This is a genomic window from Candidatus Epulonipiscium viviparus (assembly GCF_030708075.1).
In the GTDB taxonomy this organism is placed as follows: Bacteria; Bacillota; Clostridia; order Lachnospirales; family Cellulosilyticaceae; genus Epulonipiscioides; species Epulonipiscioides viviparus.
Genome location: NZ_CP117982.1, coordinates 1,951,513 through 1,976,466 on the forward strand (window position 1 = coordinate 1,951,513; position 24,954 = coordinate 1,976,466).

The following is a 24,954-nucleotide window of genomic DNA, read 5'->3' on the forward strand; positions in this document are numbered from 1 at the left end:
AAGATAAAGGGATTTGCGTCTAATAAGGTAGTAGATACTACTGGAGCGGGAGATTCTTTCTGGGGAGGATTTTTGTATTCTCTATATAATAAAGATAATTTATCCGAACTGAGTATAGACATTTTATCGAGAGATGCTACATTTGCTAATGCTGTGGCTAGCTTATGTATTGAAAATTTTGGTGCAATAAAAGCCATGCCAACATTGGAACAAGTTAATAGGAGATTGCGAGGGGAATTGTAATACAACTACAGCAGCTGATGCGATAATAACTTCTGCAGTTACAACTACAGCGGCTGATGCGATAATAATTTCTGAAGTTACAACGACAGCGGCTGATGCGATAATAATTTCTGCAGTTACAACGACAGCGGCTGATGCAATAATAATTTCTGCAGTTACAACTACAGCGACTGATGCAATAATAATTTCTGCAGTTACAACTACAGCGACTGATGCAATAATAATTTCTGCAGTTACAACTACAGCGACTGATGCGATAATAATTTCTGCAGTTACAACTACAGCGACTGATGCAATAATAATTTTGCAGTTACAACGGCAGCGACTGATGTGATAATAATTTTTGCAGTTACAACGGCAGCGCTGATGCGATAATAATTTTTGCAGTTACAACGGCAACGACTGATGTGATAATAATTTTTGCAGTTACAACTGCAGCGCTGATGCGATAATAATTTCTGCAGTTACAACAACGCTGATGTGATAATAATTTTTGCAGTTACAACTACAGCGACTGATGCGATAATAACTTCTGCAGTTACAACGCAACGCTGATGCGATAATAATTTTCTGCAGTTACAACTACAGCGACTGATGCGATAATAATTTCTGCAGTTACAACGACAACGGCTGATGTGATAATAATTTCTGCAGTTACAACTACAGCGGCTGATGCGATAATAATTTCTGCAGTTACAACAGCGCTGATGCGATAATAATTTTTGCAGTTACAACGGCAACGTCTGATGCGATAATAATTTTGCAGTTACAACTGCACGGCTGATGTGATAATGATTTTTGCAGTTACAACTGCAGCGCTGATGTGATAATAATTTTGCAGTTACAACTGCAGCGGCTGATGCGATAATGATTTTGCAGTTACAACTACAGCGACTGATGCGATAATAATTTCTGCAGTTACAACTACAGCGACTGATGTAAGAATAATTTTTGAAGTTACAACTACAGCGCTGATGCGATAATAATTTTGCAGTTACAACTGCAGCGGCTGATGCGATAATAACTTTTGCAGTTACAACTACAGCGGCTGATGTAATAATAATTTCTATAGATGCAACTACAGCCTCTGATGCAAATACAACTACAGAGGCTGATGTGATAATAATTTTTGAAGTTACAACGGCAGCGGCTGATGTAACTTGCGTTTTGGGTTAATTTTCCAGATGAATAAGTGCAACTGTAGAAATTTTGCCGCCGTTTTGAGGAACAGTAACGGTGATTTCATTCTGAGTTTTTAAAATATCGGTTGGGATAACGTAATCTACATATCCAAAGTATCTGTCCGGCTTATTAGTAAAGGATAAATCGTAGGATTCGATGTTATAATCATTGATAGAGACATTTAAAGGCGCATTAAATCCACCGTGGCGGCCCAACGAAATTCGCAAGATGCTGGATTGAACGTTATCGGTCGGCGTGTTTATGATGAAAGTCGCGGGAGTACCTGTAGGTTGCAATGTAACATCTCCATAATAAGTGGTTTTGGTTAGCGTGGTGTTGATTTCAGGAGATTCGTTTAAGGTAATTTTGAATATACTCGTTTCTTCTACATGCATGAAAATGTCGTTGAGACTATCTAGAGGCTCGTTATCAACAAAATGTAATTCGCCTAAATTTAGGTAAGTAGTAGTGCGCTCGATTTTTTCGATTTGTTCATCTTGAAGCTTTAAATCTAAGTCAATATAGGCACGTTGCGCATTCATGTTTGTGACTGCAACATAGATTATATTGCCGTCTTGCGCACTATGAACATGGATATTATTGTTGACGCCGTTGGAATATGCTGGAAGAAGGTCACCGTTGTACTCATCCCACATTTCAATAAAATATTTCATATCTGTGAGACCGGTTTCGGGAGTTGGATAAAATTTGCCGTTCTCATCATATGTCCATAATATATTGTCGGAAGCGGGAGACCACCAGGTAGCAGGAATGACAAACGGAACGACAATGTCAAATTCATTAGCACGGTTCATATATCTAACCATGTATGCGTTGTGATTTTTAAGCTTAATCCAATAGTCAGATTCCTCCGGGCCGTTGTGCAAAGTTCCGGTTTCTGAAATGACAATGGGCTTTAGATTGTTGGTGTTAATCATATGGTTTCGAAGCAAATCTAAGTCGGCTTCGAGACGTCCAGTTAAGTATCCAACATAGTTTGAATCAGTGTCATTTAATACTAAATTTTTACTTTCATAGAAGTGATAAGAATAAAAATCTAAGTGATTAGCGGTATCATCCATAAACTTTAGGTTTTGTTCTGCTTTCGAAAAGTTGCCGTTATCTAATGCCATCCAAGCTGACGTTGGGCCGCCTACTAATGCATCGGGATTTTCTGCCTTGATAGCATCTGCAGTTATGTTATGAAATTCTGCTAGTAGCTCCCAGCCGTTGTCTGAAGTTGCGTGGTGAGACCATTCGCTAGTGATATCGGATTCGTTCTTAACTTCGATCCATGTTGGTCCACGGCCTTCTAATTCTGCGTCGTGGGCAGTAATATATTTTGCGGCTAGATCGGCAGCGGCGGCGAAATGCTGTTCTGCAGGAGTTCCTTTGCCATTATTGATTCCTTCGACAGTCCAGCTTGGCCAGTTGTCAAAGCATACAACGTATTCAAGGTCGGTAGGATATAGCTTATCGAACACCGCAATCTCCGATGCACCATTGGAAAATAATTCTGGAAATATGCTGTAGTCTGCATAGCCGGGTTTTGAAGCATCTTCAGTTAATTTGGGAATGGAGGAATCGTATCCTGTTTCAAGTGATGGTCCAAATTTAAAAATCTGGCGTCCAGGCATAAAATCTTTTGGTGTAAAATATTCTGCAACAGTATAGCCATGGGGGTGACCTATTGGATATGCGTATAATGTTTTGAACTTGCGGTTTTCAAACTCTGTAATGCCTTCTATGCTTAGGCGATTTGTAGCATCGACAGTAACGATGATGTCATCGAGAATTGGAGCATCACCGCCAAGTACTTCCCAAGCTCGGGTATCCATAGTCATAGAAGCTCCGTTGGGCTCAACCAATTTGAGGGAATCGACGACTACTGGTCCGGTAAATTTTAATTTGTAGCCACTGTATGCTTGATCGCCCCGTGAGAGCTCTTTTGCATGATTTATAGCAAAGCTATTAGTTTTGACCTGATAATTAGTATCACCAATCCATTGATCAGCAACTTTGCCAGTGTTGCCAACGTGAGGTGAAATGCCTTCAATATACTTATTTTTAAATCCAGAACCATATGCATCTAGGCGGCTAAATATAAACATAATTCTCGCAAGATCTGCAGGGATTTCGATTTCTTTGGTTTCATTGGCTGCCAATGTAAAAGGTTCGATGGGAACGGTAATATTCTGGATTCGTACTTCATGGTCATTAACTTGAACCAGCGTTTTAGTTTCATATTTTTCGATGACGGTATCGAGAGTTTCGTACGCTGCGTTTTCATTGACTACATAATCGGGCAAGTTTGCAGCGATTTCGGCAGCGCTAATAGGAAATGCAAAGAATAATGTACTGGCTATAATCATGGCTTTTTTTAGTAATTTCATTATAAACTCCTTTTAAATTTATTTGGCTTATTTTTCCATATTAATTAATGCAACTGTAGAAATTTTGCCACCAGATTGGTCAACGGAAACAGTGATTTCATTGGTAGCTTTTAAAATATTAGAAGGTACGGTAAAATCAACATATCCAAAATATCTATCATTTTTGTCTGTGAAAGATAGATCATATTCCTCGAAAGCATATCCATTAATACTGACATTGAGAGGAACTTTAAAGCCATCATCACGACCTAAAGATACGCGCAATACGCTGGATTGTATATTTGCAGTTGGAAGAGGTATTACGAAGTTAGCAGGAGATCCAGTATCTTGTAAAATAGTATCACCATAATAAGTATTTTTTGTAATAGTTGTTGTGGTGTTGGGAGCGTGATCAAGTGTAATTTTGAATATACTGGTTTCTTCGACGTGCATAAAAATATCTTTGAGGCTATCGATAGGTTCATTATCTACAAAATATAGTTTGCCCATGTCAAGATATGTTGTGGTGCGTTCGATTTTTTCAACAATTTGCCCATCGAGTAATATATTTAAGTCGATATTAGCACGTTGCGCATTCATGTTTGTGACTGCAACATAAATTACATTGTCATTCTGTGTGCTATGAACATAAATATTGTTGTTAACATCATTTGTGGCTGCAGGTAATAAGTCACCGGTGTATTCGTCCCACATTTCTAGGAAGTAATGAATAGGAGTAAGTCCTTCTTCGACAGTAGGAATTAGTTTACCGTTGGGACCGTATGCCCATAAGGCTTCGGGGGCTTCTTTATCCCACCACATTGCAGGAAGGATAAATGGAACAACCATGTCAAATTCATTTGCACGATTCATATACCTAACCATATAGCCGTTGTAATTTTTAAGTATAATCCAATAATCGGGGTCAGTAAAACCGTTATGAAGGGTACCGGTTTCTGAAATGACTAAAGGTTTAACAATGTTGTTGTTAATCATATAATTTTGTAACAAATCTAAATCAGCTTCTAAACGTCCTGTTAAATATCCAACATAATTGCCAACAGTATCATGCAAAATAAGATCCTTGCTTTCATAGAAGTGATACGAATAAAAGTCTAAATGTTGTGCTGTGGCACTCATAAAGTCTAGATTTTTTTTAGCCTGATCAAAGTTTGCGTGGTCTAATGCCATCCAAGCAGCAGTGGGGCCTCCGACTAATACATCAGGGCTTTCGGCTTTGACCGCATCTGCAACTTTATTATGGAAATCAGCAAGAACCTGCCAACCATAATATGGATCAGGATTGTCATGATGAGACCATTCGCTTAAGATGGTAGATTCATTTTTAACTTCGACCCAGGTAGGACCGCGTCCGTCAAAGTGCTTATCATATGATGCGATATATTTGGCGACAAGATCTGCTGCGGCATCAAAATTCTCTACTGCGGGAGTGCCGCGGCCAACATCAGGACCTTCAACATACCAACTAGGCCAATTGTCAAAGCATAATACATACTCGAGATTTTTTCCGAATAGCGCATCGAAATGTTGTATATCAGATGCGTTGTTTGCGAAATGGTGATCCAAAATTTCATATGTAGCGTATCCAGGTTTGTTGGGATCTTCTTTTAGTTTTGGCAAGGCAGGGTTGTAACCAATTTCTAATGCAGGACCAAATTTGTAAATTTGTCTTCCGGGTAGATAGTTTTTAGAAGTATAATATTCTGCAGTTTTATAGGTATCTCCCCCGGTCAAGTTTCCTGCATGGCGTTTAAATTTATCTTCTTCAAAGGTGGTAATTCCGGCTATGCTAAGCCTGCTAGTGGCATCAACTGTAACTGCAATGTCGTCTAAAATTTCTTTGTCGCCACCTAAAACTTCCCAAGCGGTGGTATCCATAGTCATTGAGACACCATTTTCAGAGGAAAAGTCGATAGATTTAACATACATAGGGCCGGTAAGCAAAAGTTTGTATCCAGAATAAGCTTCATCTCCACGTGCGAGCTCTGCAATATGGTCAGTTGTAAAGGTTGTTGTTCTAATTTGATAGTGATTATCTGCAATCCAAGGAGATGAAACAGATCCCATATTGCCTTTAGTGGGAGAGATTCCTTCTATAAAATCTGTACTCTTAAAACCAGAACCATAAATATTGATTCGATCAAATGTGGACATAACTCTAAAAAGATCTGAAGGAATTGTGATTTCTGCGGTTTCGTCATCTGCTAATGTAAAAGGAGTTACTGGAAACTTAAGCGTTTTGATTCGTTCTTCTTGATCATTAACTTGCTTAATAATCCAAGCATCATACTTTTTTATTAAAGCACCAAAGGTATCGTAAGCTGCTTTTGCGGCTTGAACATCTGCAGGTAGATTGGTATCTGCTTTGGCTGCGGCAGGAATCATAAATAGCATGGAACAGGTAATTAGCATAATTTTTTTAAATAATTTCATAAAATTTCTCCTTACATTATAGTGATATGAAAATTATATGTATTTTAATGGTATAAAATGACATTTATAACATAAAAAAAAGAACTCAGAAAAAGAGTCCTTTCTATTCCATAATGACTTGCCCTTGGAGCCAGCAACTGCCAACAAAGCGCATCCCGACAAAAGGCATGCCAATTAGAGTTTTCTTATTAATAATAACTTCAACAAACATACTATTTATATCAAGTTTAAATACATACATGGTTTCATTAGTTTGTTCATTTTTGCGCTCTTTAATTTCAACGATATCCCCTAATACAGCATACATTGATTCATCAAAACTAAGAGGAATAAAGTATCCACTCATGATACTTAGAAAATCTTCTTCTTTGAGTCTTTGCATAAGCTGTTCATCAAGTTCGCGTTCTTCTTCTTCTAGTATTTCTTCGGCTTCTCTATCGCCATCTTTAATTCGTTCAACAATTTCGCGTAATTTTTCGCGCTCTTCATTTTCAAAAGCAATTTCATCTTCATCCTTTAAGATAGGTAAAACAATGGTTCCCTCGAGAGCAATGCCAAGAACACTAGCTCCTATAATTGTTTTACCATTTTGTTTTCCATTGAGGTACTCAACTAAGTTTTGCATCCAGAAAATGACTTGCATAGAAGTGTTTTTCTCTTCACAAATTACGTAATATAACGTGCCGTCAATACATTCTACTTCTATTTCTTCAAAATCGGATTTGATAGTTGATTCAACATATGCTTCACATTCTTCAACATTAAAACGAGTAGTTTCTTTTAAGTCTTCTTCCACACTTACACGTACTAGTATATATGTGTGAGGTGCAACTTTTTTCCTATATTCAGCAATTTGTACCTTATTTTTATCAACCGCCATACTTTGATATGTCGGGTTTTTGAGTGTTGCTTCAACAAGTTTATTTAAATGCTTTTGCTCTGTAATTTCTGAAAAGCCTATTGCATTAATTGGTATTTCCATTATGTGCCACCTCCAAAAAAAATTATCCTTTGTATAATATATGCTAGAAATGTCAATTTAAAGAATACTTTACAATGTTTTTACAAAAAAAGATAGGGATAAGCATTTTTAAGCGGCTTATCCCCAGTGTTCATTCTTTAATCCAACATCCTAAACGCCCGCAGTTTGGACATTCTACACTATTAATATTATTTGATGCATAGGCTAGTGATATAGGATATATTTCGGAATAATTGTTTAATCCAGAAGATGCATAACCAAGATAGTCAGCTCGGTTGGCAAAGCTTTCTATTGGAGTCAAATCATAACCACAAAGATCACATTCATATTGGTTCATCATAGCTCTCCCTCTCTACAAAAAATATGCTAACTATAGTTTTAGTAAAAAAGATTTATTTTATACCTGCTACAGGAAATTGAATGACGGGAGTTGAACTAGTAATTTTATCAAATTGGAAACCGAGATTTTTAAGACCTGTGATTATTTCAGGTAAAGCATCTGGAGTAGAAGTTTTAGAAGGAGAATCATGCATTAAAATTATTGCTTGTTTAAGTATTGAGGATTGATTTATTACAGAATTTACAATAACATCTTTATCTTGTAGGGCTTTAGCAGCATCCATAGAATCTACATTCCAATCAAAATAAACATATTCGCGATCTAGAGAGGCGTTTATGATATCTACCATAATATCAGGACCACCATATCTGTGACTGATAGTGTTATTAGAACCGCCAGGAAAACGCAAGATGTCTGGTGTATATCCAGTAGAATTGACAATAAGAGAGTTTAATTTATCAATATCAGCTAAGAATGACTGTGTATTTTTGTAAATATTGTTATATTCATGAGAGTATGAATGAAGAGCTAAAGTATGGCCTTCATCTACAATTCTTTGGTATGTGCTAACCCTTTCAGGAATCCCAACAACAAAAAAAGTTGCTTTTATATTATGCTGTTGAAGAATATCTAAAATTTTTATAGTATTATTACTAGGTCCGTCATCAAAAGTGAGATAGGCTATTTTAGTATTTGGAGGGATTATTTTTTCGGGTGCAGAAGTATTTGTTTTGACTGATTCTTTTTTGTCTAATTCTTCAATTTCAATATTTAGCGAAATTATATGATTTAAAATTTGTCTATTTTGTTCTGTAAGATTTGTAATGTTTTGCTCTAAATTGGTTTTTCTTTTTTCGATAGTGGTATTAGAAAAAGTAGTAGCTATAGTTAATTCATGTGAAAATAAAATAATTAAAACAAAAATTAAAAATAAGGTTATAATAGTTAATTTATTGTTTGATTTATTAAGTCTGTTCAAAATTGCACCTCTTATTTTAGGAATCAAAGTTGTCTTATTATTTATATTTTATCTCGGTTATTATAACCAGAATGTGATAAAAAAAACAAGCATACCATAGCAAATTCTAGGATATACTTTAGAGTTTGCAAAGTTATTTTTTTGAAACTTCTGTATTTATGCGAATTTGAACTTGTTCAGTGTCGTGTTCAGTATTATATCCACAAACAGTACAATGATATCCAATTACTTCTCCAAGACGTAAATCTACTTCTTCACAAAAACCAGTTATACTATTACATTTGGGACATTTCATTTAAAGCCTCCTTTCAAAATATATGTAGTCGTTTTCTCATATTTTAACAATTTAGCCAATATTTGTCAATGACTTGAAGTAAATTATTAAGAAGTTATTGTTTTGGAATTAATATAATTAAATGAATTGAGTTTTTAAAACGTAGTATAATTTTTAAAAACTATTTTGTCAAAAAACTATGGTAAAAAATACTAATTTAAAAGTGCAAAAAGTGCAATTATTAGGTTAAAATGCTATTTTTAAATTTTTTGTGCTATTGTTCCTTTCTAAAATTTATAATCTATGCTATATTAAATCCTGAGCAAGCTTAATGAAAGCTTAATTTTTTTTAAAGGAGACTCATATGGCAAAAATGATGGGTCCTCGTTTTAAGATGTGCCGAAGCCTTGGAGTAAACGTAGTAGGCCACCCTAAAGCGATGGACAGAGCAAAACAGGGAACAAGCAGAGATGCAAGAAAATTATCCGAGTACGGAGTACAGCTTTTAGAGAAGCAAAGACTTCGTTCATATTACGGAGTTCTGGAGAAACAATTCGTGAGATACGTAGAAAAGGCATTTCGCGCGGGAAGTAATCCAGGTCCAATTATTCTTACGTCGCTTGAGATGCGTCTTGACAATATTGTATATAGAATGGGATTTGCTCGTTCAACTAGACAAGCAAGACAGATGGTAAATCATGGTCATTTTTTAATAAATGGTCAGAAGGTAGATAGACCTTCATATGCATTAAAAGAAGGAGATACTATTACACTGAAAGAAAAATCTCGTGAAAGCAAAATATTTGCTGAGAATATGGCAGGTAATAATTTTGCGCTTCCTTATCTGGAAATGGATATTGATAACCTTACTGGTACTATTATAAGAAAACCAACTAGAGAAGAGCTACCAATCGAAATTAATGAACAGCTTATAATAGAGTTTTATTCAAGATAACAAGAATCACTTTGTGGGAGGGTCATGGGCAATTGCCTGTGGCCTTTTTAAGTGCATAATAAAAGGGACAACCGAAGTCATCCCCTAGATAAACAATTATTTGCTACTAGTTTTTTTACAAGAAGTGAGTCCACCTTTATGGTGTTCTTGACATGCTTTGCAATCACCATGACGAGGACAGTTTAAATTTTTACATACACAATTTTTGTTAATCTTATTTGGTTCCATGATAGTAACCTCCATTAATGAAATATAAAAAAATATAACACATATTATTACAAAAAGCAATAGTTATTCTATAATTAATTGATTAGTTGGAGCGCCGGGTGCAACCATAGGTAAAACTTTATCGTCTTTGTCTATGATACAGTCGATAACGGCAGGTTTATTTTGAGCAACAGCTTTTGAGAATGCTTCGTTAAATTCCTCTATGGTGGTTGCCCTATATCCATCTATAGCATACGCCTCTGCAAGTTTTACAAAATCAGGACCACGATCTAAAACTGTTTGAGAATATCGTTGCGAATAAAAAAGATTTTGCCATTGTCGAACCATTCCAAGTACGCTATTATTAAGAATCACTATTATAATAGGTAAATTATAGTATTGGATAGTTGATAACTCATTGGAGTTCATTCTAAAAGAGCCATCTCCAGCAATTTGAATAATTTTCTTATTAGGAGCGGCAAGAGATGCGCCTATGCTAGCACCTGTGCCAAACCCCATAGTTCCTAATCCGCCAGAACTTATAAATGTGCGAGGTTCTTTATAGCAATAAAATTGTGCTGCCCACATTTGGTGTTGACCAACTTCAGTCGTAATAATTGCGTTACCTTTGGTAAGAATATCAATGGATTCTATGATCTGTTTTGCATCTAATAATCCGCTAATAGAGTGATTGATAGTATGCTTAATTTTCCAGTTTTCAATTGTGTTAACCCATTCAGAATGCTTTTTGATTTCAACTGCCTGATTTAAAGCAGTCAAAATAACTTTTGCATCGCCGATTACACTCAATGTTACATTTACGTTTTTATCAATTTCAGCAGGATCAATGTCAATATGAATAATTTTAGCGTTTTTGGCAAAGTCTTTAATGCTACTAGTTACTCTATCACTAAATCTGGCTCCTATCGCAATTAATAAATCACAATTCATGATGCCTTCATTTGAAGCAACTCCTCCATGCATTCCAACAAGCCCTGTAGAAAGCGGATGGTTTTGAGGAAATCCACCAGCGCCCATGAGTGAGTTGGAAACAGGTGCATCGATTTTTTCTGCAAAGTCAAGTAACTCTTTTTCCGCACCACTTATAATTACTCCGCCACCTATATATAAAAATGGTCTTTTGCTTTCATTAATGAGTTTTGCCGCAGTAGAAATATCTTGAGTAGAAAAGAAGTCATATTCTATTACTGAGTTTGAAAAAAAGTCATTAATATTTTGCAATGGTTCAAAATCAGTTGTTTTAATGGTAACGTCTTTAGGAATATCAATTAACACTGGACCAGGGCGCCCACTTTTAGCGATTAAAAATGCCTCACGAATAGTATCTGCTAAGTCTTCTACTCGTTTAACAATATAGTTATGCTTTGTAATACTTCTAGTTACACCAGCAATATCGATTTCTTGAAATGAATCTTTTCCAAGTAATGGAACACCGACATTTCCCGTAATTGCAATCATCGGAATAGAGTCCATATATGCTGTTGCAATACCGGTAACGAGGTTAGTTGCGCCCGGACCCGATGTTGCGATACAAACGCCAACTTTGCCAGAAACTCTAGCATAAGCATCTGCCGCATGAGCCGCCGCTTGTTCGTGTGCTGTTAATATATGCTTAATATAATCGCTAGCTTTATAAATTTCGTCATAAATTTCGATCACTGCTCCTCCAGGATATCCAAAAACAGTATCAACGTTTTGTTCTTTTAAACATTCAATTAAAATCTGTGAACCACTTAATTTCACGTATTGTTCCTCCTTAGATTGTTAAATATTTAGTTTATTGACTAATTGCATAGGTTGGGTAATTGAGTTGATAAACGGGAATGCGAAATGTAGTATTCCTTACTTAAATACTGCTCCAGTGCTTGCAGACGTAACGAGTTTAGCGTATCGTGCAAGGTAACCAGTTTTCACCTTAGGCTCTGGGTGAATCAAATTTTTATATCTAGTTGCTATGTCTGCTTCTGCAACATTGAGACAAATTGTGCAGGCATTCATATCGATGCTAATGATGTCGCCATCTTCAACGATAGCAATGAGCCCGCCTTCTGCTGCTTCTGGGGAAACATGCCCAATAGAAGCCCCACGCGTTGCGCCCGAAAAACGTCCGTCTGTAATGAGCGCAACATCTTTATCCAAGCCCATTCCAGCAAGTGTGGCGGTTGGAGATAACATCTCTCGCATTCCAGGGCCGCCTTTGGGACCTTCGTATCTGATTACAAGTACATCGCCTTTGGAAATTTTACCGTTTGCAATTGCCAAAGAGGCATCTTCCTCGCTGTTATAAACTTTTGCAGGACCACTATGTTTAAGCATTTCGGGTGCAACGGCCGAGCGCTTAACAACGCATCCATTTGGTGCTAAATTACCTTTCAATACAGCAATTCCGCCAGTTTTCGAATATGGAGCATCAACAGGTCTAATTACAGTAGTATCTTTATTTTCTGCAACAGAGAGGTTACTTCTTAAGTTTTCGCCAGTGACGGTAATTATATCCTCATTTAATAAATTTTTGTGACTGAGTTCTTTCATAACAGCCATCACGCCACCGGCAGAATATAAATCTTCCATATGATGATGTCCAGCAGGAGCAAGTTTGCATAAATTTGGAGTATTATTAGAAATTCCGTTTGCAATATCGAGATCAATTTCTACACCAGATTCATGTGCGATTGCTGGGAGGTGTAACATAGTATTGGTACTGCATCCAAGAGCCATGTCAACAGTTAATGCGTTCAAAAAAGCTTCCTTATTTAATATATCTCTGATGCAAATATTTTTCTCTAACATTTTCATAACAGCCATACCAGTATATTTTGCAAGTCGAATTCTTTCTGAGTATACTGCTGGAATGCTACCATTGCCTGGGAGAGCGATTCCTAACACTTCGGTCATGCAGTTCATACTGTTTGCAGTAAACATACCCGAGCATGATCCGCAGGTAGGACAAGTTTTTTCTTCATATTCAGAAAGTTCGGCTTCTGTCATTTTGCCAGCTTGCACCTGACCAACTGCTTCAAATATCAACGAAAGGCTGACTTTTTTGTCACCAATTTTTCCTGCAAGCATTGGGCCGCCGCTTACAACTACTGTAGGTAAATTTAATCTTGCAGCACCCATTAACATTCCAGGAACAATTTTGTCGCAATTGGGAACAAGCACTAACGCATCAAATCCATGTGCCATTGCCATGCATTCAATAGAATCGGCAATTAACTCACGGGTTACAAGTGAATACTTCATCCCAGCATGCCCCATAGCAATGCCGTCGCATACGCCAATAGCTGGTACTTCGATAGGTGTGCCTCCAGCAATTCGAACTCCAGCTTTTACTGCCTCTGTAATTTGGTCTAGATGTGTGTGTCCAGGAACTATCTCGCTTTTGGCACTTACAATTCCTATAAAGGGTCTGCATATTTCTTCATCGGTGTAGCCCATAGCCTTAAGTAAAGATCGATGAGGAGCTCGCGCAATTCCTTTTTTTACTGAATTACTTTTCATTATTGTGTATTCTCCTTTATGTGCCGAACTGAGAGTTGCCCCCGCAGTTCGAGCTATTTTTGATTATTTAATTTCTATACCATCAATTTTGGTATGTGCTTGAAAAGCGGCAAGAAGTTTTTTGGTTATAGGGCCGCAAATTCCAGCTCCAATTATTCGCTCATCTACGCTAGTAACAGCAATAACTTCTGCAGCAGTGCCGGTCAAAAAGCATTCGTCTGCATTGTATAAATTATATTGAGTGAACTCTTTCTCTTGCACATCATATCCCAAATCCCTTGCCAGTTTGATAACAGTATTTCGAGTAATTCCATCCAAAATTCCAACATGAATAGGAGGAGTAAAAATTATTCCTTCTTTAATAATGAAAATGTTATCGCCAGTACATTCTGCGACAATTCCATCGTGAGTTAGCATCAATGCCTCGGGAACTCCGGCTTGATTGGCCTGAATTTTCGCTAGGATATTGTTCAAGTAATTGAGAGATTTAATTTGAGGATCGATGATAGTAGCCTTGTTTCTGCGTTGCGATGCGGTGATTATAGGCATACCCTTCTCGTACATTTCTTCTGGATAAAGCGTAATGTTTGCAGCAATACAAAAGACGGTTGCAACAGTACATTTAGTAGGACTAAGCCCTAGGTCTCCTTTGCCTCTGGTAACAACCAATCTGATATAGCCATCAGTCAAATTGTTGCGCTTACAAGTCTCGACAAGCATTTGTGCAACTTCTTCTTTGGTCAGAGGAATCTCTAGCATAATTGCTTTGGCTGCAGAAAATAATCTGTCGATGTGCTCCTTGCCCTTAAAAATTCGTCCATTATAAGCTCTAATCCCTTCGAAGATGCCATCGCCATAAAGCACGCCGTGATCAAATACAGATATCTTGGCATCGTTTTCGTTTAAATATTCTCCATCAATATAAATAATTCTATCAGCCATTATTAACAATCCTTTCACAAATTAATTCTCCCATTTGGGAAGTCCCGACCAATTTAAATCCATCAGTATAAATATCTTTGGTGCGATATCCATCAGCAAGCACTTTTCCGACTGCAGCTTCGATAGCAGCAGCTTCGGCTTCCATGGAAAATGAATATCTGAACATCATGGCAACCGATAAAATTGTTGCAATAGGGTTTGCAATGTCCTCACCAGCAATATCTGGAGCGCTGCCATGGCTTGGCTCGTATAAGCCCAATGTGGTTTCGCCAAGACTGGCAGAAGGAAGCATTCCAATCGATCCAGTAATCATACTAGCTTCGTCGGACAATATATCTCCGAACATATTGGTTGTAATGATAACATCGAACTGCTTGGGATTTACAACCAACTGCATTGCGGCATTGTCAACGTACATATGGCTATAAGTGACTGAAGGAAAGTCGTTGGCAACCTCAGCTGTAACTTCACGCCAAAGCTTGGATGATTCTAAAACATTTGCTTTATCCACAACTACAACATTGTTATTGCGTTTCGTCGCAATTTCGAAGCCAGTTTTCAAAATGCGTCGAATTTCCTTTTTGCTATAAAAAAGTTCGTCGGTAGCGTAGGTTTCTTCGTCATTTTCAGCATCGGTTACTCGAGATTTTTTGCCAAAGTAGATTCCGCTAGTTAATTCTCTAACAATCATAACGTCCAAATTGTTACCAATAATTTCTGCCTTTAAAGGAGAGGCATCTTTGAGCTCTGAGTACAAAATCGCAGGTCTAAGATTAGAGAATAAATTGAGTTCTTTGCGGATTTTGAGCAATCCCTTTTCTGGTCTATCACCTGTTGGATGATTTTTCCAGCGATTTATATTGGGGTCACCTCCCACAGCTCCCAACAATACGGCATCTGCTTGCTTGCACTTTGCAATAGTTTTGTCTGGAAGCGAGCAGCCCTCGGCATCTAATGCCACTTCTCCAATCATTTGTTCATCAATAATAAATCCGTGGTTGAATTTGTCGCCAATCTCATGCAATACCATAACGGCTTGCATAACTATTTCTGGACCAATTCCGTCTCCAGGTAAAATTACAATTCGCTTTGTCATTTTGTCCTCCTAATTAGATTTACTTTTAACATATCCCACTAATCCATCTGCAGCCATAATTTTTTGCATAAATTCGGGAAATGCGCCTGCTTTATAAATTTCATTTTTAGTAAGATTTTTGATCTCTCCAGTGGCAAAATCTATTGCAATTTCGTCATTTAGATCGATTTTATCAGCAGCTTCTTCGCATTCCAGAATTGCTAGGCCAATGTTGATGGCATTTCTATAGAAGATTCTTGCAAAGCTTTTTGCAATAACACACTTGATTCCACTAGCTTTTATGGCAAGCGGTGCATGCTCACGCGAAGAGCCACATCCAAAATTTTTGCCTGCGACGATTATGTCGCCTACTTGAACTTTTTCGTGAAAGGTTTCGTCAATATCAAGCATGCAATATTTTTTTAACTCGTTAGGGTCTGATGTTGCAAGATATCTAGCAGGAATAATTACGTCGGTGTCGACATTGTCACCATATTTGAATATCATAGTTTCTTCTCCTTCAATTGCGAATTACGCATCAATTTTTTCTGGATTTGTGATATAGCCAGTGATTGCGGAAGCGGCTGCGACAGCTGGGCTAGCCAAATATACTTCAGATTCGATATGTCCCATTCTGCCAACAAAGTTGCGATTGGTAGTACTAACAGCTTTTTCGCCTTTGGCTAAAATTCCCATATGTCCGCCAAGACAAGGGCCGCAAGTAGGAGTGCTCATTACGCAACCGGCTTTTACAAGATTGGTAACGATTCCTTCGGCTAACGCATCAAGATATATTTGTTGAGTGCCAGGAAAAACGATTGCGCGAACTCCCTTGGCAACTTTCTTTCCTTTTAATATGTCCGAAGCCATTCTTAAGTCTTCGAGACGTCCATTTGTACAAGAACCAATTACAACTTGATCGATTTTAATTTCGGGAAGCTCGTCCAAAGTTTTGGTATTATCTGGAGAGTGAGGACAAGATACTGTCGGGCGCACTTTGCTTAAATCGATAGTAATCACTTCGTCGTAAATTGCATCTGCATCTGAAGTATAGACGATATATTCGCGATCGGTTCTGCCTTTTAGATATTCTCGAGTAATAGAGTCAACTTCGAAAATTCCGTTTTTGGCACCGGCTTCGATCGCCATGTTCGCCATGGTGAATCTAGAATCCATAGATAAATGCTGAATGCCGTCCCCAACAAACTCCATAGACTTGTACAATGCGCCATCAACGCCAATCATCCCGATAATATGAAGAATGATATCTTTTCCAGAAACATATTTTGTGGGTTGGTTGATGAGATTAAATTTTATTGCAGAAGGTACTTTGAACCAAGCTTTTCCAGTTGCCATTCCGGCTGCCATATCAGTGCTTCCAACGCCAGTGGAGAATGCGCCCAATGCGCCATAAGTGCAGGTGTGAGAGTCTGCGCCGATTACTGCATCTCCAGGGACTACAAGACCTTTTTCTGGAATAAGAGCATGCTCGATACCCATCTCTCCAACTTCAAAATAGTTTGTAATGTTTTTATCATTGGCAAATTCTCGCACGCATTTACATTGTGTGGCAGCTTGAATGTCTTTGGCAGGCGCAAAATGATCGGGTACTATTACAACTTTGTTTTTATCAAATACCTCAGTGATTCCGATTTTATTAAACTCCGTGATAGCAACGGGGGTGGTTATATCGTTGCCCAATACCAAATCTAAATCGGCTTCAATAAGTTGCCCCGCTTCAACATATTCTAATCCAGCGTGTGCTGCTAAAATTTTTTGTGTCATTGTCATTTTCATAAATAAGCTCCTATCGCAACAAAAAGCTAGGTGTGACCCCAGCTTATCGATTTTCTTCATAAACCATATTATTAATAGCAGAAATATAAGCTAAGATACTCGCTTCCACAATATCCACGCTTATGCCGTATCCATTATAAATATTACCTTTGTTATTTTTGATTTTTACATAAACTTCACCAAAAGCATCTGTGCCACCTGTTACTGCAGAAATTAAGAAGTCTTCTAAGCTAAAAGCGCTGCCCACTAAGCAGTCGATGGCCTTATATGATGCGTCAATTGGCCCATCATAGGATTGTATTACCGCTTCTAAAAATTCAGTTTTGTTTGTGGCAGGATTGGTATAAATAAGTTTCATACTCGATGTTGTGGTGATTGTATTTCCAGAATTAATTACAAATCTGTCTAGCTTATACGTTTGAGGAATTTTGGTATTTCGACGCATAGCAAGCATTTGTATATCAAGGTCTGTGATGTTTTTCTTCTTATCGGCAAGAGATTTGAATCCTTCAAAAAGCGTATCGATTTCTGCGTCTGGCAATTGAAATCCCAGCTCATCTAATCTATCAACAAATGCGTGTCGACCAGAATGTTTGCCTAATACCATTCGTTTATCTGCAAGCCCTATCGATTTAGGAGTCATGATTTCGTATGTTGCCTTATTGCTAAGCATTCCGTGTTGATGAATGCCAGATTCATGTGCAAATGCGTTATCGCCAACTATTGCTTTGTTGGGTTGCACTTTAACTCCTGTAATGTTGGTAAGTAATTTGCTAGTAGGATAAATTTCTTTAGTATTAATTTTGGTTTCGTATGGATAAATGTCAGGACGCGTTTTTATATTCATTATAATTTCTTCTAACGCAGCGTTTCCGGCACGTTCGCCAATTCCGTTGATGGTACATTCGATTTGCGTTGCCCCGGCTTTTAGAGCACTTAAAGTGTTTGCAACTCCCAGGCCTAAATCATTATGGCAATGTATGGAAATATCAACTTTATCAATGCCACGTACATTTTCGCGTACACCTACGATTAGATCATATATTTCTGCTGGAGATGTATAGCCGACAGTATCTGGAATGTTTAAAACTGTGGCACCAGCTGTTATTGCGGCCTCCAATACTTTGTATAAAAATTCTGGACGAGAGCGAGTGGCATCTTCAGCTGAAAACTCTACCGATTGGCAAAATTTCTTGGCATACCGAACCATTTCGCTTGTAATTTCAATAACCTGGTCTTCGTTTTTCTTAAGTTTGTATTGCATGTGAATATCTGAAGTTGCAATAAATGTGTGAATTCTAGGAAATGCAGCGCCCTTTAACGCCTCTGCTGAAGCATCAATGTCTTTTTTTAACGCACGTGAAAGGCTAGCAACCTCGGAATTTTTAATCAACTTGGCAACTTCGGCAACAGATGTGAAATCACCCTTAGAAGCGATCGCAAAACCAGCTTCTATAACATCAACTCCCAAGTTTTCAAGCTGAGCTGCCATTTCAATTTTTTCAGACAAATTCATGCTATATCCAGGAGCTTGCTCACCATCGCGTAATGTTGTATCAAATATCTTAATCATAATAACCTCCAAAACATTGAATGCTATAACATCTCCTAAAGTTAAATAGGAAATGCTATAAGTTTTAACCCAACATTACAGTTAGTTCCAAATCATTTGGTCGCGGAGATCTTTACCCACGGTTTCAACCTGAAGTTCTTGTTCTTTTTTGCGTCTATCAGTAAATGTTGGACGGTTGTTCTTGTTTTCTGCAATCCAATTTTTTGCAAAAGTGCCATCTTGTATTTCTGAGAGAACTTTTTTCATTTCTTTCTTAGTTTCATCGGTGATAATTCTTTGACCAATTGAGTAGTCGCCATATTCGGCAGTGTCAGAGATTGAATGTCTCATAAAATTTAATCCGCCTTTGTTTACTAGGTCGATGATAAGTTTCATTTCGTGAACACATTCAAAGTATGCGCTTTCTGGCTGATACCCTGCTTCAACAAGTGTTTCAAAACCGGCTTTCATAAGCTCGGAAACACCGCCGCAAAGAACAGCTTGTTCGCCAAATAAGTCTGTTTCAGTTTCTTCTTTAAAAGTAGTTTCAAGAATACCAGCTCTGGCTCCGCCAATACCTGCAGCATAAGCCAGCGCTATGTCCTTAGCGTTTCCAGTTGCGTCTTGATATACAGCGATTAGGCAAGGTACGCCTTTTCCAGCTTCGTATTCACTGCGAACAGTATGCCCAGGACCTTTTGGAGCAATCATAATTACATTGACATCTTTTGGAGGCTCAATTTGCTTGTAATGAATATTGAAACCATGCGCGAATGCAAGAGTTTTGCCCGCAGTAAGTCCGGGTTCAATACTTTCTTTATATAGCGTAGGTTGTTTTTCATCATTTACAAGAATCATGATTAAATCAGCGGCAGCGGCGGCGTCTTTGGCAGTCATAACTTTCAATCCTGCATCTTCAGCTTTTTTCCAAGAAGGACTTCCATCATATAAGCCCACGATTACATTAAAACCTGATTCGTGAAGATTTAAAGCATGAGCATGCCCTTGTGAACCATAACCAATTATCGCAATTTGTTTGCTTTTTAATACGTCTTCGTTACAATCTTTTGCATAAAATAATTTTGCCATTCTTAAAGCTCCTTTAATTAAAACTAAATTTTCAACTACTTGTATATATTACCAACCTCGAAATGCAATGTCAAGTATCAGTTATTTAGAAATTACTGCAGATTACATTAGGCAACCCATAATAGCACCCAACAGTACTCCAAGGTATACAATTGCGTTAAGTTCTTTTTTTACTACTGCCAGAATCATCTCTTCGAGTTTTTTGGGAGAGTAGCTAACAATTTTTTCTTCTATAATACCAGAGAGATTTATTTTTTTGAGTACAGCAGCAAGTTGATTTTCGATAAAATTGGTATATGCGTTTGAGACTATATTGATAACGAAATCTTCATATTCGCTTATAGAATCGGTTAACTCGCCGACAGATGTATCGAAGAATTTATCAGCTTCTGCAGAAATCATTGTAAAAACATAATCGTAAATGCGCTCTTCGATAATTTGATTGACGATTTCTTTGCCCTTAGTACTTATATTATCTATAAATGCATCTCCAATAAACATTTTAAAAGGACCGATACTGTCTTTGATGATATTGAGCACTTCGTTAATGATAGTTTCTCCAAGATTACTATTTTTAATACTATTTGCAACGAGCTGAGAAAGTTTTTTGATTGTTACAGCTTTATAATAATCCAATTGATCAATTTTTAAATTATTTACAAGATATTCGTCCAATGTAATTGCAGAAGTGGAGGCTTCGGCTAGCACAGCTTTTATCGCAGCTTCAATGCCAGAATAAATCTCAGCACCAAGTAGACGACTCTTAAGAATACTAAGGTCAATCAATTCCTTTTCTATTAGCTGCCCAGCTTCGTGACCTATTCGTTGTTGCTCCTTAGGTATCATTCCGGGTGTAAAAGGTAACGTTTTTCCAAAAATAACCACCGGATTTAGTGGTCTAAAGAGCATTTTGATAGCAATGCTGTTAGTAATATATCCTATCGCACCTCCAACAATTGGTCCCATTAAAATTTCCCATTCAAACATTTTAATCTCCTTATAATATATTTGCAGCCTGAGTAGTTGCAGGATCTGTAATAGAGTATTGTCTTTTTTACAAAAAATAAAACAGCTATGAATATTTTTTAACGGAGATGCTTCGCGAATATTTTATAAAAGATAAATGAGTTTAGATATGCGACTAAAGCAAAGGCAAAAAAGCACCAGCAAAATGTATATAAAGGAAGTAATGCAACATCCATATAAGTCAAGCTGATAGGGAAGAATGTAATTAATGCAATTATAGCAGTAGCAGGGAATTTTGCGATCATAAATATAAAGCTATTTTTAATTAAATTGGCTAAAGTATTTTCGAACGTTGCTATTACTGGAAAAACGTATAGTGCAACTAATATAAGAATTACTGTAACAAAGACAGTAGTATAAAAAACCGCTTTAGATGCGACAACCACACTGAATTGTAAATTAAATAACAGTATTGTAGTAATAACAAGTATGGCGATCCAAGCGATTGTTGCTTGTTTAAAGTTGGACTTGAATGCCTTAAAGTAAGTTCGAGCAGTATCGGAATGTGTACCATTAATCATTTTCAAAGTGCATTGATACATTGCTGTAAAACTTGCGCCTATAGTAACGATGGGTATGCTGGTTAAAATAAAAAGTATATTTAATAAACAAATTTCACCGATTCTAATTAAGATTTGATTTAAAAAAGAATCTTCGTTGGTAAACATAAAAATCACTCCTTTATTAAAGATATTTGCTATTATTATTGCGTAAATTTATTAATTAGTCAAATGAGAAATAAATTTAAATTAATGCGTAAAAATAGATGCTTCGTTTTAAAAACTTTGTGATAAATGTTTACAAGATAGTAAAAATAGTGTATGATGTACTGGAAAGAAAGATTTTAAGGGAGGATTATATTATGAAATTGACAAAAATATTATACACAATGTTTGCGGCAACAACAATTATGGCTATGGTAGGGTGTTCATCATCAGATGAAATTAGTGGAAATTCTGAAGACGTAGTGTTGTCGGTAAATATTTGGGACGCATATCAGCAGCCTGGCATTCAGCAAATTTTAAACGAATTTACTGCGGAGACAGGAATTAAAACCAGCCTATCAATGATAACTTGGAGTGAATATTGGTCTGTGTTAGAAGCTGGAGCACAGGGAGGTCAGTTGCCAGATGTATTTTGGATGCACTCAAATGAGAGTCAGAGATATATGGAAAACGACATGTTACTAGACTTGACAGATCAAATAGCAGAAAGCACTTTAATCGATCCGGCAAATTACCCTGATGACATCTGGGATTTGTACATATCAGACAAGAAATATTATGCGGTACCAAAAGATATAGATACGATTGCGTTGTGGTATAACAAGACGATGTTTGATGCTGCGGGGATAGAGTATCCAAACGAAGATTGGACATGGGACGATATGACACAAGCAGCTCGAAAACTTACCAAAGCTGATGGCAGTCAATATGGAATTGCGATGAGAAATGATACAAACCAAGAAGGATACTATAATATATTATATTCTAATGGTGGTAGAATTTTAAATGAAGATAAAACAAAGTCAATGCTAGATGATCCGAAGACTATTGAGGGAATGGAAGTTTTAGAAACGTGGATTAATGAAGGACTAATGCCATCGTTAGCAACAATGTCAGAAACTCCGGCAGAAGTTTTAATGCAGTCTGGGCAAGTTGCAATGGCTCTTCATGGCTCTTGGATGTTACCGTCATATAAAACGAGTGATTATGCATTAGCAAATATAGATATTGCAGAGCTTCCAAAATCTGCAGCAACCGGAGATCGGGTTTCTGTATATAATGGACTAGGCTGGGCAGCTGCAGCAAACACGGAGCATCCAGAAGAAGCGTGGAAGTTGGTGGAATACTTGGGTTCAGAAAAAGCACAGTTAAGGCAAGCGGAACTAGGAGTTACAATGTCGGCGTTTACAGGAACTTCTGATGCTTGGATTAATTCTTCAGATTTTAACTTGCAGGCATATATAAATATGATGGACAATATGGTAATTAGACCGTATTCTAGAAATACAGTTATTTGGGAAAATGACAACAACGAGGCTTTGAAAGCAGTCTATACAGGAGACGAAACTATGGAAGAAGCATTAAAAAAGATGGCAGCAGAAATGAATGAGACATTAGAAAACGAATAATTGTAAATGTTTATAAAAGAAGGGTTGATGTATATGGAAAAGAAAATGTCCGCCCAACAAAAAAATGAATGTATGTGGGGATGGCTATTTATTCTTCCTACTATTATAGGTTTGGTTGTACTAAATATCATTCCTATTTTCCAAACATTGTATCAAAGTTTTTTTAAGACAGGAGACTTTGGTAAAGGAAACATTTTTGTTGGATTAGATAATTATATGAAAGTTTTTGGAGATAGCGAAGTGTGGCAAGCGTTGGTAAATACATTTCAGTATGCTATTGTAGAAGTACCGTTATCGATTGCTATTGCCTTGGTGCTTGCAGTTGTATTAAATAGAAAAATGAAAGGGCGAACTATCTACCGTACAATTGTATTTTTGCCAATGGTTACTGCTCCTGCAGCGATTGCAATGGTTTGGAGATGGTTGCTTAATTCAAATTTTGGATTGATCAATAATATGTTTGGCTTAGATACACAGTGGGTTTCAGATCCTAAAATAGCAGTATATTCAATAGCTATTATTGGAGTATGGTCAATTTTGGGATATAACATGATTTTGTTTTTGTCGGGGCTACAAGAAATTCCTGCCGACTATTATGAGGCAGCAACAATCGATGGAGCAACAGGATTCAGAAGCTTTTTTCATATCACAATTCCGTTGTTATCGCCAACAATCTTTTTCGTATGCATTACTAGAATCATTGGATCTATGCAAGTGTTTGATTTAATCTATATGGTAATCGATAAATCTAATCCAGCATTGGCTGAGACGCAGTCTTTGGTATATTTATTTTATCAATACGCTTTTACAGAAAAGAACTTGGGCTATGGCTCAACAATCGTTGCATTATTGCTAGTGATTACATTGATTATTACAGTAATTCAAATGAAGTTGCAAAAAAAATGGGTGTTCTATAATTAGAAAGGGGAGATGATTTGTTATGGAAAAGAAATCGTATGATGTCTCTATAATTACACATGCGTTTATGATTATTGTTTCGGTAACTATGTTAGTTCCCTTTTTCTGGATGATATTAACATCGTTTAAAACAGTTTCTGAGACAATGCAGGTGAATCCATTTGTAATATTTCCGAAAGATTGGACATGGGCGGCATTTACTAATGTTATGGAAGAGATGAATTTTTTGGTGCTATATAAAAATACGCTATTGATGATTTTGTTTAGAATAGTGTGTGCAGTATTGACGGCAACTCTTGCGGGGTATGCATTTGCTCGATTGGAATTTAAAGGGAAGAATATAGCGTTTGCGGTAGTATTGCTTCAGATGATGGTACCAGTGCAAATCTTCTTAATTCCACAATATTTGATGGTGAGTAAAATGGGAATGTTGAACACGACATTTGCGTTAGTATTTCCAGGAATGGTTTCGGCATTTGGAACATTCTTGTTGCGTCAAGCATATATGGGATTGCCAAAAGAGTTAGAAGAAGCGGCAAAAATTGATGGATGTAATATAGGTCAAACGTTTTTATTTATAATGGCGCCACTGACTCGCTCAGCGATGGTAGCTTTAGGAATATTTACGGCCTTGTTTGCGTTTAAAGATTTGATGTGGCCAATGATTGTAAATACCGATAAAGCTCAGTTGGTATTGTCTTCTGCTCTTGCAAAAATGCAGGGACAATTTTCAACAAACTATCCAGAACTTATGGCAGCGTCGTTAATTGCTTGCGTACCGATGATTATTATTTATGTGATATTTCAAAAACAATTTATTCAAGGTATCGCAACAAGTGGCGGAAAATTATAATATATAATTAATAATAGATTGCTGTGCATAGAGATTGATTAGCGCAGCAATTATTTTT

21 protein-coding genes (1 of these 21 only partly in view) are annotated in these 24,954 nt (G+C 37.1%); 5 read left to right on the top strand and 16 right to left on the bottom strand.

Features of this window, described 5'->3' with window-relative positions:
- Window positions 1-243: the final stretch of a carbohydrate kinase family protein gene (locus PCY70_RS08160; protein WP_305766955.1), read on the top strand. It extends 711 nt beyond the left edge of the window; the window shows 243 of its 954 coding nt (coding positions 712-954); its start codon lies beyond the left edge, outside the window; it ends in the stop codon at window positions 241-243.
- A gap of 1,172 nt (window positions 244-1,415) precedes the next feature.
- Here PCY70_RS08160 and PCY70_RS08165 read toward each other — a convergent pair.
- The 6 genes from PCY70_RS08165 to PCY70_RS08190 form a co-directional block, all read right to left on the bottom strand.
- Window positions 1,416-3,818, bottom strand: coding sequence for a beta-agarase (locus PCY70_RS08165; protein WP_305766956.1), 2,403 nt, complete (start codon window positions 3,816-3,818; stop codon window positions 1,416-1,418).
- A gap of 27 nt (window positions 3,819-3,845) precedes the next feature.
- Window positions 3,846-6,251 carry a beta-agarase gene (locus PCY70_RS08170; protein WP_305766957.1) on the bottom strand — a complete coding sequence of 802 codons (2,406 nt, stop codon included), beginning with the start codon at window positions 6,249-6,251 and terminating at the stop codon, window positions 3,846-3,848.
- Between the two features lie 103 nt (window positions 6,252-6,354).
- The gene (locus tag PCY70_RS08175; protein ID WP_010168382.1) at window positions 6,355-7,233 is read right to left on the bottom strand and encodes a DUF3881 family protein; all 879 of its coding nucleotides are present in this window, start codon (window positions 7,231-7,233) and stop codon (window positions 6,355-6,357) included.
- Window positions 7,234-7,363: 130 nt separating this feature from the next.
- Complete coding sequence (locus tag PCY70_RS08180) at window positions 7,364-7,570, bottom strand: hypothetical protein (RefSeq protein ID WP_010168383.1); 207 nt, start codon at window positions 7,568-7,570, stop codon at window positions 7,364-7,366.
- A 55-nt stretch (window positions 7,571-7,625) separates the two neighbouring features.
- The gene (locus PCY70_RS08185; protein ID WP_305766958.1) at window positions 7,626-8,552 is read right to left on the bottom strand and encodes a polysaccharide deacetylase family protein; all 927 of its coding nucleotides are present in this window, start codon (window positions 8,550-8,552) and stop codon (window positions 7,626-7,628) included.
- Between the two features lie 133 nt (window positions 8,553-8,685).
- Window positions 8,686-8,847 (bottom strand): hypothetical protein, encoded by a 162-nt coding sequence (locus PCY70_RS08190; protein WP_010168387.1) that lies wholly within the window; start codon window positions 8,845-8,847, stop codon window positions 8,686-8,688.
- A gap of 343 nt (window positions 8,848-9,190) precedes the next feature.
- Here PCY70_RS08190 and rpsD point away from each other — a divergent pair, with 343 nt between their 5' ends.
- Entirely contained in the window at window positions 9,191-9,781 is a 591-nt protein-coding gene (rpsD, locus tag PCY70_RS08195; RefSeq protein WP_010168389.1) for a 30S ribosomal protein S4, read from the top strand.
- A 291-nt stretch (window positions 9,782-10,072) separates the two neighbouring features.
- Here the strand turns inward: rpsD and ilvB are convergent, their stop codons facing one another.
- The 10 genes from ilvB to PCY70_RS08245 form a co-directional block, all read right to left on the bottom strand.
- A complete protein-coding gene (gene ilvB, locus PCY70_RS08200) occupies window positions 10,073-11,752 on the bottom strand; it encodes a biosynthetic-type acetolactate synthase large subunit (RefSeq protein ID WP_305766959.1) in 1,680 nt (559 codons plus the stop codon).
- 99 nt (window positions 11,753-11,851) lie between these two features.
- Entirely contained in the window at window positions 11,852-13,510 is a 1,659-nt protein-coding gene (gene ilvD, locus PCY70_RS08205) for a dihydroxy-acid dehydratase (RefSeq protein WP_029488260.1), read from the bottom strand.
- A gap of 63 nt (window positions 13,511-13,573) precedes the next feature.
- On the bottom strand, window positions 13,574-14,470 hold the full coding sequence (gene ilvE / locus PCY70_RS08210) for a branched-chain-amino-acid transaminase (RefSeq protein WP_330696958.1): 897 nt from the start codon (window positions 14,468-14,470) through the stop codon (window positions 13,574-13,576).
- A complete protein-coding gene (gene leuB / locus PCY70_RS08215) occupies window positions 14,445-15,548 on the bottom strand; it encodes a 3-isopropylmalate dehydrogenase (RefSeq protein ID WP_305766960.1) in 1,104 nt (367 codons plus the stop codon). The genes ilvE and leuB overlap by 26 nt, the downstream gene beginning before the upstream one ends.
- A gap of 9 nt (window positions 15,549-15,557) precedes the next feature.
- Complete coding sequence (gene leuD, locus PCY70_RS08220; protein WP_029488262.1) at window positions 15,558-16,034, bottom strand: 3-isopropylmalate dehydratase small subunit; 477 nt, start codon at window positions 16,032-16,034, stop codon at window positions 15,558-15,560.
- A gap of 24 nt (window positions 16,035-16,058) precedes the next feature.
- On the bottom strand, window positions 16,059-17,324 hold the full coding sequence (gene leuC, locus PCY70_RS08225) for a 3-isopropylmalate dehydratase large subunit (RefSeq protein ID WP_305766961.1): 1,266 nt from the start codon (window positions 17,322-17,324) through the stop codon (window positions 16,059-16,061).
- 43 nt (window positions 17,325-17,367) lie between these two features.
- Window positions 17,368-18,897, bottom strand: coding sequence for a 2-isopropylmalate synthase (locus tag PCY70_RS08230; protein WP_305766962.1), 1,530 nt, complete (start codon window positions 18,895-18,897; stop codon window positions 17,368-17,370).
- Window positions 18,898-18,978: 81 nt separating this feature from the next.
- Window positions 18,979-19,965 (bottom strand): ketol-acid reductoisomerase, encoded by a 987-nt coding sequence (ilvC, locus tag PCY70_RS08235; protein WP_305766963.1) that lies wholly within the window; start codon window positions 19,963-19,965, stop codon window positions 18,979-18,981.
- Between the two features lie 102 nt (window positions 19,966-20,067).
- Window positions 20,068-20,952 carry a DUF445 domain-containing protein gene (locus PCY70_RS08240; protein WP_305766964.1) on the bottom strand — a complete coding sequence of 295 codons (885 nt, stop codon included), beginning with the start codon at window positions 20,950-20,952 and terminating at the stop codon, window positions 20,068-20,070.
- A gap of 98 nt (window positions 20,953-21,050) precedes the next feature.
- Window positions 21,051-21,659: a YesL family protein gene (locus PCY70_RS08245; RefSeq protein ID WP_305766965.1), complete on the bottom strand. Its 609-nt coding sequence runs from the start codon at window positions 21,657-21,659 to the stop codon at window positions 21,051-21,053.
- A 194-nt stretch (window positions 21,660-21,853) separates the two neighbouring features.
- On the opposite strand from PCY70_RS08245, the gene PCY70_RS08250 reads away from it, so the two are divergent.
- Genes PCY70_RS08250 through PCY70_RS08260 form a run of 3 tightly spaced genes read left to right on the top strand, consistent with a single transcriptional unit; the run spans window position 21,854 to window position 24,896 of the window.
- Window positions 21,854-23,125, top strand: coding sequence for an ABC transporter substrate-binding protein (locus tag PCY70_RS08250; protein WP_330696959.1), 1,272 nt, complete (start codon window positions 21,854-21,856; stop codon window positions 23,123-23,125).
- A 33-nt stretch (window positions 23,126-23,158) separates the two neighbouring features.
- Window positions 23,159-24,046, top strand: a complete 888-nt coding sequence (locus PCY70_RS08255) for a sugar ABC transporter permease (protein ID WP_330696960.1) — start codon at window positions 23,159-23,161, stop codon at window positions 24,044-24,046.
- 19 nt (window positions 24,047-24,065) lie between these two features.
- A complete protein-coding gene (locus PCY70_RS08260; RefSeq protein WP_305766966.1) occupies window positions 24,066-24,896 on the top strand; it encodes a carbohydrate ABC transporter permease in 831 nt (276 codons plus the stop codon).
- The last annotated feature ends 58 nt before the right edge of the window (window positions 24,897-24,954 follow it).

What these genes read in the sequence shown, in the direction of transcription:
- PCY70_RS08165 (WP_305766956.1), bottom strand. Translation starts at nt 3,818, where the DNA reads ATGAAATTACTAAAAAAAGCCATGATTATAGCCAGTACATTATTCTTT.
- PCY70_RS08170 (WP_305766957.1), bottom strand. Translation starts at nt 6,251, where the DNA reads ATGAAATTATTTAAAAAAATTATGCTAATTACCTGTTCCATGCTATTT.
- PCY70_RS08175 (WP_010168382.1), bottom strand. Translation starts at nt 7,233, where the DNA reads ATGGAAATACCAATTAATGCAATAGGCTTTTCAGAAATTACAGAGCAA.
- PCY70_RS08180 (WP_010168383.1), bottom strand. Translation starts at nt 7,570, where the DNA reads ATGAACCAATATGAATGTGATCTTTGTGGTTATGATTTGACTCCAATA.
- PCY70_RS08190 (WP_010168387.1), bottom strand. Translation starts at nt 8,847, where the DNA reads ATGAAATGTCCCAAATGTAATAGTATAACTGGTTTTTGTGAAGAAGTA.
- rpsD (WP_010168389.1), top strand. Translation starts at nt 9,191, where the DNA reads ATGGCAAAAATGATGGGTCCTCGTTTTAAGATGTGCCGAAGCCTTGGA.
- ilvD (WP_029488260.1), bottom strand. Translation starts at nt 13,510, where the DNA reads ATGAAAAGTAATTCAGTAAAAAAAGGAATTGCGCGAGCTCCTCATCGA.
- leuB (WP_305766960.1), bottom strand. Translation starts at nt 15,548, where the DNA reads ATGACAAAGCGAATTGTAATTTTACCTGGAGACGGAATTGGTCCAGAA.
- leuD (WP_029488262.1), bottom strand. Translation starts at nt 16,034, where the DNA reads ATGATATTCAAATATGGTGACAATGTCGACACCGACGTAATTATTCCT.
- leuC (WP_305766961.1), bottom strand. Translation starts at nt 17,324, where the DNA reads ATGAAAATGACAATGACACAAAAAATTTTAGCAGCACACGCTGGATTA.
- PCY70_RS08230 (WP_305766962.1), bottom strand. Translation starts at nt 18,897, where the DNA reads ATGATTAAGATATTTGATACAACATTACGCGATGGTGAGCAAGCTCCT.
- ilvC (WP_305766963.1), bottom strand. Translation starts at nt 19,965, where the DNA reads ATGGCAAAATTATTTTATGCAAAAGATTGTAACGAAGACGTATTAAAA.
- PCY70_RS08240 (WP_305766964.1), bottom strand. Translation starts at nt 20,952, where the DNA reads ATGTTTGAATGGGAAATTTTAATGGGACCAATTGTTGGAGGTGCGATA.
- PCY70_RS08245 (WP_305766965.1), bottom strand. Translation starts at nt 21,659, where the DNA reads ATGTTTACCAACGAAGATTCTTTTTTAAATCAAATCTTAATTAGAATC.
- PCY70_RS08250 (WP_330696959.1), top strand. Translation starts at nt 21,854, where the DNA reads ATGAAATTGACAAAAATATTATACACAATGTTTGCGGCAACAACAATT.
- PCY70_RS08255 (WP_330696960.1), top strand. Translation starts at nt 23,159, where the DNA reads ATGGAAAAGAAAATGTCCGCCCAACAAAAAAATGAATGTATGTGGGGA.
- PCY70_RS08260 (WP_305766966.1), top strand. Translation starts at nt 24,066, where the DNA reads ATGGAAAAGAAATCGTATGATGTCTCTATAATTACACATGCGTTTATG.